The organism is Methylobacterium soli (assembly GCF_008806385.1).
In the GTDB taxonomy this organism is placed as follows: Bacteria; Pseudomonadota; Alphaproteobacteria; order Rhizobiales; family Beijerinckiaceae; genus Methylobacterium; species Methylobacterium soli.
Map to the genome: position 1 here is coordinate 62,888 of NZ_VZZK01000033.1, position 10,738 is coordinate 73,625.

The window sequence follows — 10,738 nt, forward strand, 5'->3', positions numbered from 1 at the left end:
GTTCCGCGAGTGGGCCGGGCGCGGGGCCGGAGGCCGCCTCTTTTAGATGCGCCCCCCGATATTTATCTCTATAAGCCCGGCCAATTCGCCTTTTGACGGCTCGCTCGACCGCAGGTTCACGATGCTCGGTGCCCTCGCCAAGAAGATTTTCGGCTCGTCCAACGACCGTCGGGTCAAGGGCTACCGTCCCCGCGTCGCGGCGATCAACGCGCTCGAGCCCGAGGTCGCGGCGCTCTCCGACGACCAGCTGCGCGCCCGAACCGACGCCCTGAAGGCGGAACTCGCCGCCGGCAAGAGCCTCGACGACATCCTGGTTCCGGCCTTCGCCACCGTGCGCGAGGCGGCCAAGCGCGTGCTCGGCCAGCGCCATTTCGACGTGCAGCTCATCGGCGGCATGGTGCTGCACGAGAGCGGCATCGCCGAGATGAAGACCGGCGAGGGCAAGACCCTGGTGGCGACGCTGCCGGTCTACCTCAACGCCCTCTCGGGCAAGGGCGTGCACGTCGTCACGGTGAACGACTACCTCGCCTCCCGCGACGCGGAGTGGATGGGCCGGGTCTACCGCTTCCTCGGCATGTCGGTCGGCACCATCGTGCACGGCCTCGACGACGAGCAGCGCAAGGCCTCCTATGCCTGCGACATCACCTACGGCACGAACAACGAGTTCGGCTTCGATTACCTGCGCGACAACATGAAGTACGAGATGTCCCAGCTCGCGCAGCGGGGGCACAACTACGCCATCGTCGACGAGGTGGACTCGATCCTGGTCGACGAGGCGCGCACGCCGCTGATCATCTCCGGTCCGGTGGACGACCGCTCGGAGCTCTACGTCTCGGTCGACGCGCTGATGCCGCAACTGGTGCGCGAGCATTACGACCTCGACGAGAAGCAGCGCACCGTCTCGCTCACCGAGGAGGGCAACGAGTTCATCGAGGAGGCCCTGCGCGAGGCCGGGCTCCTCAAGGAGGGCGACCTCTACGACGCTCACAACGTCACCCTCGTCCACCACGTGAACCAGGCTTTGCGCGCCAACACCCTGTTCACCAAGGACAAGGACTACATCGTCAAGAACGACGAGGTGGTGATCATCGACGAGTTCACCGGCCGCATGATGCAGGGCCGGCGCTACTCGGAGGGCCTGCACCAGGCGCTCGAGGCCAAGGAGCGGGTCACGATCCAGCCCGAGAACCAGACGCTGGCCTCGATCACCTTCCAGAACTATTTCCGCCTCTACGGCAAGCTCGCGGGCATGACCGGCACGGCCTCGACCGAGGCCGACGAGTTCGCCGAGATCTACAAGCTCGAAGTCGTCGACATCCCGACCAACAAGGAGGTCGAGCGCGTCGACGAGGACGATCAGGTCTACCGGACCGTCGAGGAGAAGTACCAGGGCATCATCGAGGAGATCGACCGGGCGCATCAGCGCCACCAGCCGATCCTCGTCGGCACCGGCTCGATCGAGAAGTCGGAGGTGCTGGCCGAGCTCCTGAAGAAGGCCGGCTACTCCCTCCTCGACTACTCGGACCCGAATGCGCTGACCGACGTCTACGCCGCCGCCCGCGAGGGCCGGGTGACGAAGCGCTTCGCGGTGCTGAATGCCCGCTTCCACGAGCAGGAAGCCTATATCGTGGCCGAGGCCGGCGTGCCGGGCGCGATCACGATCGCCACGAACATGGCCGGGCGCGGCACCGACATCAAGCTCGGCGGCAACCTCGACATGCGCATCGAGAAGGAGCTCGCGGGCCTGCCCGAGGGGCCGGAGCGGGAGGCGCAGATCGCCGCGATCAGGGCCGAGATCGAGGAGAACCGCGCCAAGGTGCTGGCCTCGGGCGAGCCGGCCGATCCCGAGGCCGGGCGCAAGAAGGCGCTGCCCGGCGGCCTCTACATCATCGGCACCGAGCGCCACGAATCGCGGCGCATCGACAACCAGCTGCGCGGCCGCTCCGGCCGCCAGGGCGATCCCGGCCGCTCGAAATTCTACCTCTCGCTGCAGGACGACCTGATGCGGATCTTCGGATCCGACCGCATGGACGGCATGCTGCAGCGCCTCGGCCTGGAGCAGGGCGAGGCGATCATCCATCCCTGGATCAACAAGGCGATCGAGAAGGCGCAGCAGAAGGTCGAGGCGCGCAACTTCGACATGCGCAAGAACGTGCTCAAATACGACAACGTCATGAACGACCAGCGCAAGGTCGTGTTCGAGCAGCGCCGCGACTTCATGGGCCAGGAGAGCGTCCGCGAGACCGTGGACGAGATGCGCCACGGCGTCGTCGACGACCTCGTGGCCGTCCACATCCCGTCGAACGCCTACGCGGAGCAGTGGGACATCGCCGGCCTGCGCGAGCGGGTCACGGGCGTTCTCAACCTCGACGTGCCGGTGGAGGAGTGGGCCAAGGAGGAGGGCATCGCCGACGAGGAGATGCGCGAGCGCCTGCGCAAGGCCGCCGACGAGGCCTACGCGGCCCGCGTCGAGAAGAACACGCCCGACGTGATGACCTATATCGAGAAGCAGGTCCTGCTGCAGACCCTCGACCATCTCTGGCGCGAGCACCTCGTCACCCTCGACCACCTGCGTCAGGTGATCGGCTGGCGCGGCTTCGCCCAGCGCGACCCGCTCAACGAGTACAAGTCCGAGGCCTTCGACCTCTTCAACGGCCTGGTTGCGTCCCTGCGCGAGCAGGTGACGGCCCAGCTCGCCCGCGTCGAGATCCTCTACCAGGAGCCCGAGGGCGAGGGCGCCAACCCGTTCGGCGGACTCGAGAGCCCGGCCCTGCCGCCGATGTTCGCCCAGCACCTCGATCCGGTCACGGGCGAGAACGAGATGGCCTTCGCGGGCTCGGGCAGCGCCGGCGGGGCAGGGGGCGCCTACGGCTACGCCGCGCAGGCGCTCGCGTCGGATTCGGCGGTGCTGGAGCGCGACCCCACCGACGCCGCCACCTGGGGCCGCGTCGGCCGCAACGAGCCCTGCCCCTGCGGCTCGGGCAAGAAGTACAAGCACTGCCACGGCAGCTACACGGCCTGAACCGGCTGCCCGGGCGGAAGTGCCGGTCCATGGCGACCGGCGGGCGGGCCCGGGGCTAGGCTCTCGCGCCGGGACCCGGTTCCGGCGGCGCTGGCGCGAAGCCGGCCCGCCTCGCCGAGGGCGTCGAACCGGGAGGGGCCGGCCGCGTCAGCCGAAGGCCCCGACCTCGTGCTGGATCATCCCGGAGATCTCGCGCACCTGCACGAACATCCGGCGGATCGGCTGGAACAGGCCGGAATGCTCGGCCTCGTAGGTGCCCACGTCCCGGGGGCCGGCGGGCTCGCCGAAATTGAGGCCGAGCGTCGGGTCCGGGGTGATCGGGAAGATCTCGTCGAGGAGGGTGAGGCAGCCCTCGATGTCGAGGCGCAGGAAGCGCTCCAGCAGCTGGTCGCGGGTGACGCCGGCCTGCGGGCGGAAGCCCGGGATGTGGACCGCCAGGAACCAGATCCGGTGGATCAGCGCGAGGCGGATCGCGTGGAGCAGGGTCAGCCGCACCGACATCGAGCGCAGGTCGGGCGCCGCCTGCTGCAGGCTGAGCCAGTCGGTGGTGAGGCGCCCGAACAGGCGGCGGAGCGAGGGGGCGAGGTTCAGGCGCTCCAGCGCCCCCGCGATGACGACGAGCTCGTCCCGGCGGCCGTCCTTCTGGGTGCGGCGCGCCCGCTCGAGCCAGACGGCCGGGTCGAGGGTGTCGATATAGGCGCGCAGCACGTCGAGATCGCTCACGGCGGCGGCGTGCTGGACGAGGCGGAAGGCGCGGGAGAAGCGCACCGAGTCGCGGCGCATGTCGCGGAACAGGTCGGGCGCGCGGCCCGCCGCGCGGCCCATGCCGTGGAGCGAGTTCGCGAGATAGCCGAGCTGGTGCAGGATCGCGTTGTTGGGGATCGCCCGCATCTGGCGCGGGTGGGTGATCATGGCCGGCCCCCCCGAATCCGACTGGCGGGCGACCGGGCGCGAGCCGGTGCGGTCGATCAGGCTCGGGCCGAAGGTGCCGAGGAGCGCGGCGTAGCCCACGTCGTCGACGAGGGATTCCATGTCCTGGCGCGCCACCGTGAAGAACTCGGCGGCGAAATCCGCCTCGCCGTAGATCGGGTCGTCGGTCTCGTCGGCCCCCGCCCTCGGCTCCGACAGGACGTAATCCGCGAAGGCGTCGTCCTCCGCGACGTCGAGGGCGAAGACGTGCTCGGCGATCCGCGCCACGCTCGCGGTGGCGAGCGGGAGCGTGCCGAACAACAGGTAGCCGTCCGTGCCCTGGAAGCTCGATTCGAGGCGCACCGGGATGCCGGCCCCCCGGTTGCGGCGGCGCGCATCCTCGGGAGCCAGGTAGGCGAGGCGGTCGCGCAGCGAGGTCGGGTGGGCGCCGCGGCCGATCGATTCGCCGTGGGTGTCGAAGATCGCGAGCTCGACGCCCGCGAGGTCGTTCTGGACCAGGAGCTCGGTCAGGCGCAGGCGCAGGCGCTCGATCCAGAAGGTGGCGGCGAGCTGGCCGACATAGCGGCCCGAATCCGAGTAGCCGAACTGCACCGTCAGGCGCCCGATGCGCTTGAGGTACTGGCGCCAATGCGGGTTGCGCAGGGCGTCGTCGAGGACCCGGATGCCCTGTTCCAGCGCCGAGGCCGTCTCGAATAGGGGCGTGATCTCGACCTTGTCGGCGATGCCGTAATGGCGCGCGAGCCAGAGGGCGGCCAGCAGCGTGTAGCCCGTCTCGGTCTCGGCGATGAGGAAGCGCACCGGGTGGGTGCCGTCCACGTGCTTGAGGATCTGGGTGATCGTCATCATCAGGCGGGCGGCCGAGGCCCGCTCGGCGGCGAGCGCCCCGAAATCCACCGCCACCGGGCGGACGTCGTTGAGGAGCGTGTGGATGGTCGAGAGGTGCGAGCGGCGCTGGGCGGCGTCGGTGGGCTCGCCGTCGAGGTCGATCACCCGGCGCACGGCGTTGTGGATCTGGCTGGCGTTGAGCCGGAAATGCGGCAGGGCGTTCGAGAGGCCGTGGGTGGCGATGCCGGAGCGCAACACCGCGATGGTGCGCCGGTCGGCCTCGTCCGGGGCCGCCGTGACGGCGCCCGCGAGCCCGGCCAGGATCGCGCCCGCATCGGTCTGGGCCCGCTCGCGCTCGATGATGAGGGCGAGCGCGAAGCGGTGCACCGCCTCCAGCGAGGGCTGGGTGCCGAGGCGCGGCGCCACCGCGAGCTGCCGGTTGACGGCGCTGAGGGCGCCCTGGGTCAGTTCGCGCACCACCCCGGTCGCCGGGATGTCGGGGAGCTGGCGCATCACCCGGTCGAGCTGCATCCGCTTCGATTCGAGGCGGTAGCGCAGGGTGTCCCACCAGCCGATATCGGTGCGCCCATCCGTGTCGCAGCCGACCCAGGAGGCGATGGCGAAGGGCTTGGGGACGAGCTCCGTCCAGCGGTCGGGCCAGCGTTCGCGGGCGGCGTCCAGGAGGGCGCCGTTGAAGGCGTCCAGCGCGTTGCGGCCGTGATTGGCCGCGATGCAGGCCTGCTCGAACTCGTCGTCGAGGGTGATGACGGGGTCGGGCCGGGTCGAGAGCGCGGCCGCCTTGGCGACGATCGGCGCGCGGGCGTCGGGCTCCGCCTCGCTCGCGGCCTGGGCGATCAGGGCCGCCACGGCCTTGGGCATGCCGAAGGTCGGGTGGGCGGTGAAGACCACCGCGAAGGCGGTGCGCCCGACGAGGTCGCGCAGGGTCTCGAGATCGCCCGCCCGCCGGGGGATCGCGGCGACGAGGCGGGCCGGCATGGCGGTGTCGGCGGCCAGGTCCGTCCCCGCATCGAGGCCGACATAGCCGCGCAGGCGCTCGGCGCGCGCGCTTAAGGATTGCTCGCGCAGGCGCACGAACAGGGCCTCGAGATCGGCCGCGTTGATCTCGCCCCGGTCGAAGCGGCGGGTGATCGCCAGCGTCACGGCGAGGACCGGGTTGCGGAACGGATCCTCGCTCGATTGCTCGCGGGACGCCTCGATCAGGCCGAGGAGGTGCTGCTCCAGCTCGTCGGGGTTGCGGCTCTGGTCGTCCGTTCGCATCGATCGGCCTTCGGGCATGGGACATCTCGCGCAGGGACAGGCTTCGGGCCCGCCAGGACCGCGCCGGGTGTTCGGCAGGCAGGCGCGTCCGCGGTCCGGCTCGCCCGCCTTCTCGACGGACCGGGCCCGCGACGCAAGGACCGTTCCGATGCCGGGCCGGGTTCCGCCGCGATCCCGGATCGCCGGCTCGTTCCCGCGCGGAGACCGGGCACGACCAAACCGGATGCAACCGGGCCTGCCATGGGGTAACGCTGGTCCCCGTATGGAAACCCTCATGATCCTTGCGGCCGTGGTGGCCTGCGCGATCGCCGGCGTCACGGTCGTCTCGATGACGAAGCGCGGCCGTCGCGCGCCGATGCGCATGCCGAACGAGCTCGACGACGACGACACCGAGATGCTCATCGGCGCGATGCGCCGGTCCGAGAGCCCGATCGACCGCACGGTCCAGATTCTCGACCTCGAACCGATCGAGCCGGGCCGGATGGCGGAGCGGGGTGCCGACGATCCGCCGCGCAGGATCGCTGGGACGATGCCTGATGCCGCCGGCCGGAGCCCGAGCGAGACACGATGACGCCGACCGACCGTTCCGCCCTCGCCGCGTCCCTCCTGATCGCGTCCCGCACCCGGGCAACGCTGATTCTTGCGACGCTGATTCTTGCGATTCTTGCGCTTCCGGGCCTGGCACCCGGGAGCGCCCGCGCGCAGGAGCCCGCGGCCCCGGAAGCGTCCGAGCCCGCGGCCGAGGCGCCCCCCGCCCAGGCCGGCAAGCCCAAGGCCGCGGCGAAGCCCAAGCCCGTGCCCAAGCCTGCGCCCAAGCCTGTCAACAAGCCTGCGCCCAAGCCCAAGCCTGTTCCCAAAGCGGAGCCGAAGCCGGAGACGCCCAAGGCCGCGGCCAGGCCGGCTCCGGAGCCCGCCCCGGTTCCCGTGGCTCCGCCGGCCGGCCTCAACGCCGCGATGCCGAGCCCGGTCTGCGGAGCTCAGGCCGCCCGCTACGAGGGAGACAAGGGCTTCGCCCTCTGGGTGACGCGGAAAGGCCGGGCCGAGATCGAGAATCCGCTGCGGCCGCTCACCCCGGAAGTGAGCGAGGTCCTGCAGGTGACGATCGCCGGCAAGGCCGCCACCGCCTATGGGCCGGACCTGCGGGCCCTGCGCCGCGGGCCGGCGCCGGGCGCCCTCGAGGCGCAGGTCGGGGCGCCGATCCGCTGGGAGGCCGCCCTCCCGGCCCTGCCGGACCCCATCACCATCGTGTCCGAGGCCGGCGAGACCCTGGCCCGGCTCGGCTTCCGCGAATGCACCGAGGCGCCTCCCGTCAAGGCGGCTCCCGAGGCGAAGGGCAAGGAACCGAAGGGCAAGGAAGCCCGGGCGGCCCGCCGGACGGGCGAGGCCGGCGCCCCCGCCGGAAAGCCGGCCGCCAAGGCCGCCCCGAAGGCGCCGCCCGGCTTCAGCCTGCCGCAGGGGGCGATCGGCGAGTAGGCGGGGTACCCGCCGGGGCTGAGCCAGGAGAACGCGACCATGTCCGGCACGATGACGGCCGCCGCGGTGATCGCCGCCCTGCGGCTCGCGCCGCATCCCGAGGGCGGCTTCTACCGCGAGACCTTTCGCGATCCGCGCACGGTCGAGGGCCGCTCGGTCGGCAGCGCGATCTATTACCTGCTCGATCTCGGCGATGTCTCGGCCTGGCACCGGGTCGACGCCACCGAGATCTGGCACTGGCACGCGGGGGCGCCCCTGGTGCTCACCGTGAGCCCGAACGGGCACGACGCCACCGCCCGGCATCTCGGGCCCGATCTCGCCCGCGGCCAGCACCCGCAGATCGTGGTGCCGGAAGGCCATTGGCAGACGGCCACCAGCCTGGGCGCCTGGACGCTCGTCGGCTGCACGGTCTCGCCGGCCTTCCGGTTCGAGGGCTTCGAGATGGCGCCCCCCGATTGGCGCCCGCGCCCGCGCCCGCGCGGATGACGCGCCTCAGCGGCGCCCTCGTGGCCGCGCGGCCCGCGCGGCCACGAGGGCGCCCGCCACGATGAGCGCGCAGGCCACGCCCAGAGCCGGCGTCGCGGGCGCGTAGCCGGCTCCCACCAGGATCAGGGTCGAGAGCACGGGGGCGGCGTAGGACGCGATCCCGAGGAGGCGGATGTCGCCCCGCTTCACCCCGACATCCCAGAGATAGAAGGCCGCCCCGACCGGCCCGAGGCCGAGGGCGATCAGCGCCGCCCACGGCCCGGGGCCCTGCGGCCAGACCGTCACCTCGAAGGCGCGGTGGCAGAGGAGGCTCAAGGCCGCCGTGCCGAGGCAGAAGCCCGCCACCGCATCGGTCGGGACGGCCCCGACCCGGCGCGACAGCACCGAGTAGCCCGCCCAGACGAAGGCGGCCGCCAGGGAGGCCGCGTAGCCGGGCAGCGCCCCGGCCTCGAATTGCAGGTCGCCCCGGCCCGCGAACAGGGCGGCGACGCCCGAGAGCCCCAGCAGCGCGCCCAGGATGTGGGCGGGCTTGAGGCCGGCCTCGCCGGGCAGCGCGGCCGAGAGCAGCACGATCAGGAGCGGCCAGAGGTAGTTGAGGAGGCCCGCCTCCGCGGGCGGCGCGAGGCGGAGCGCCGTGAAGTAGAGCGCGTGGTAGCCGAACAGCCCGCCGATCCCGAGCGCCCAGACCGGCCAGGGCTGGCGCAGCGCCCGGATCCCGGCCGGCCGCACCAGCCAGCTGGCGCAGCCGAGGAGCCCGCCGAGGCAGAACGTCATGGCGGCGAGCTGGAACGGCGGCACCGCCCCCGACGCCGCCGTGAACAGGGCGAGGAGCGACCAGAGCAGGATCGCGCCGGATCCGACGAGCGTGGCGGTGCGGGAGGTCATGGGCCGGCCGCTAGCATGCCGGCCGGCGAAGGGCGAGGCGTCAGGCGCCTCGCCCCAGGGTCTTCAGGCGATGTACTGGCCGCCGTTGATGGTCAGGGTCGAGCCGGTGATGAAGCCGGAATCCTCGGCCGCCAGATACTCGACCGCGCGGGCGATCTCCTCGGCCTCGCCGAGGCGGCCCGTCGGGATCGTCGCGATGATCTTGTTGCGGATGTCCTCGGGCACCGCCATCACCATGTCGGTGGCGATGTAGCCGGGCGCGATCACGTTGACGGTGATGCCCTTGTTGGCGTTCTCCTGGGCCAGCGCCTTGGCGAAGCCGATGACGCCCGCCTTGGCGGCCGAGTAGTTGGTCTGGCCGGCCTGGCCCTTCTGGCCGTTGATCGACGAGATCAGGATGATGCGGCCGAAATTGCGCGACCGCATGCCTTCGATCAGGGGCCGGGTGCAGGTGAACATCGAGTCGAGGTTGGTGCGGATGACCGCCTGCCACTTCTCGAAGGTCATCTTGTGGAAGGCGCCGTCGCGGGTGATGCCGGCATTGTTGACCAGCACGTCGATGGGGCCGACCTCGGCCTCGACCGCCTTGATGCCGGCCTCGCAGGCGGCGAAATCGCCGACGTCGAACTTGAAGACCGGGATGCCGGTCTCGGCCTTGAAGGCGTTGGCCGCCTCGTCGTTGCCGCCGTAATTGGCCGCGACCTTGTAGCCCTTGGCCTTGAGGCCCTTCGAGATGGCGGCGCCGATGCCGCGCGTTCCGCCCGTGACGAGGGCGACGCGTTCCTGAGTCATGATTTCCTCCAGTCGTTTTTTGTCGAAGTCTTGCGTGGGATCGAAGGCGCTCCGCAGCCGCGACGCCGCGGAACGCGCTGCCGCCTGTGAGGGGAAGGCGGCGGATGCAGGAATGTGCCTGCCGCGGGGCGCGACCGCACGCCAATTAAATTGGCGGCGGCCTCAAGCGGTTTTTCGCCGGGCCCATCCCGAGGGCCGGCCCGGATCCCCCGGGCGCCCGGCCGTCTCGGCTCAGGGCCGCTCGATGCACATGGCGACGCCCATGCCGCCGCCGATGCAGAGGGTGGCGAGGCCGCGCTTGCCGTCGCGGCGCTTCAACTCGTGCAGCAGGGTGACGAGGACGCGGGCGCCCGAGGCTCCGATCGGGTGGCCGATGGCGATGGCGCCCCCGTTGACGTTCACCTTCGCGTCGTCCCAGCCCATGTCCTTGTTGACCGCGAGCGCCTGGGCCGCGAAGGCCTCGTTCGCCTCGATCAGGTCGAGGTCGGCGGGCTTCCAGCCGGCCTTGTCGAGGGCCTTGCGGGAGGCCGGGATCGGGCCCGTCCCCATCACCTTCGGGTCGACGCCCGCGGTCGCCCACGAGACGATCTTGGCCAGCGGCGTGATGCCCCGGCGCTCGGCCTCGGAGGCCGACATCAGGACGATCGCGGCGGCGCCGTCATTGAGGCCCGAGGCGTTGGCGGCCGTCACGGTGCCGTCCTTCGAGAAGGCGGGCTTCAGCTTGGCCATCGCCTCGACGGTGGCGCCGTCGCGGATGTACTCGTCGTTCTCCACGACGACGTCGCCCTTGCGGCCCGGCACCGTCACGGGGACGATCTCCTCCTTGAACCGGCCCTCCCGGCGGGCGGCCTCGGCCTTGTTCTGCGAGCGGGTCGCGAAGGCGTCCTGCTCCTCGCGGGTGAGCTGGAAGGCCTGCGCCACGTTCTCGGCGGTGGTGCCCATGTGGTAGCCGTTGAAGGCGTCCCAGAGGCCGTCCTTGATCATGGTGTCGACGAGCTTCACGTCGCCCATCTTCTGGCCGCCGCGCAGATACTGCGCGTGGGGCGA

Annotated in this window: 8 protein-coding genes; 4 read left to right on the forward strand and 4 right to left on the reverse strand. The window is 71.4% G+C overall.

Features of this window, described 5'->3' with window-relative positions; translation table 11 throughout:
• Positions 1-121: 121 nt before the first annotated feature.
• Positions 122-3,022, forward strand: a complete 2,901-nt coding sequence (secA, locus tag F6X53_RS24680) for a preprotein translocase subunit SecA (protein WP_151003289.1) — start codon at positions 122-124, stop codon at positions 3,020-3,022.
• A 147-nt stretch (positions 3,023-3,169) separates the two neighbouring features.
• Here secA and F6X53_RS24685 read toward each other — a convergent pair whose 3' ends face one another.
• Positions 3,170-6,073, reverse strand: a complete 2,904-nt coding sequence (locus tag F6X53_RS24685; RefSeq protein WP_238297806.1) for a phosphoenolpyruvate carboxylase — start codon at positions 6,071-6,073, stop codon at positions 3,170-3,172.
• A gap of 256 nt (positions 6,074-6,329) precedes the next feature.
• Here F6X53_RS24685 and F6X53_RS24690 point away from each other — a divergent pair, with 256 nt between their 5' ends.
• Genes F6X53_RS24690 through F6X53_RS24700 form a run of 3 tightly spaced genes read left to right on the forward strand, consistent with a single transcriptional unit; the run spans position 6,330 to position 8,014 of the window.
• Positions 6,330-6,626, forward strand: coding sequence for a hypothetical protein (locus tag F6X53_RS24690; RefSeq protein WP_191970982.1), 297 nt, complete (start codon positions 6,330-6,332; stop codon positions 6,624-6,626).
• A complete protein-coding gene (locus tag F6X53_RS24695; protein WP_238297807.1) occupies positions 6,623-7,528 on the forward strand; it encodes a hypothetical protein in 906 nt (301 codons plus the stop codon). Before F6X53_RS24690 ends, F6X53_RS24695 begins: the two co-directional genes overlap by 4 nt.
• A gap of 39 nt (positions 7,529-7,567) precedes the next feature.
• Positions 7,568-8,014 (forward strand): cupin domain-containing protein, encoded by a 447-nt coding sequence (locus tag F6X53_RS24700; protein ID WP_151003291.1) that lies wholly within the window; start codon positions 7,568-7,570, stop codon positions 8,012-8,014.
• Between the two features lie 6 nt (positions 8,015-8,020).
• Here the strand turns inward: F6X53_RS24700 and yddG are convergent, their stop codons facing one another.
• From yddG to F6X53_RS24715, 3 genes are all read right to left on the reverse strand, one after another.
• A complete protein-coding gene (gene yddG, locus F6X53_RS24705) occupies positions 8,021-8,899 on the reverse strand; it encodes an aromatic amino acid exporter YddG (protein WP_151003293.1) in 879 nt (292 codons plus the stop codon).
• 63 nt (positions 8,900-8,962) lie between these two features.
• Entirely contained in the window at positions 8,963-9,691 is a 729-nt protein-coding gene (gene phbB, locus F6X53_RS24710; RefSeq protein WP_151003295.1) for an acetoacetyl-CoA reductase, read from the reverse strand.
• A 231-nt stretch (positions 9,692-9,922) separates the two neighbouring features.
• The coding region (locus F6X53_RS24715; protein WP_151003297.1) for an acetyl-CoA C-acyltransferase at positions 9,923-10,738 on the reverse strand (816 nt) is incomplete at its 5' end.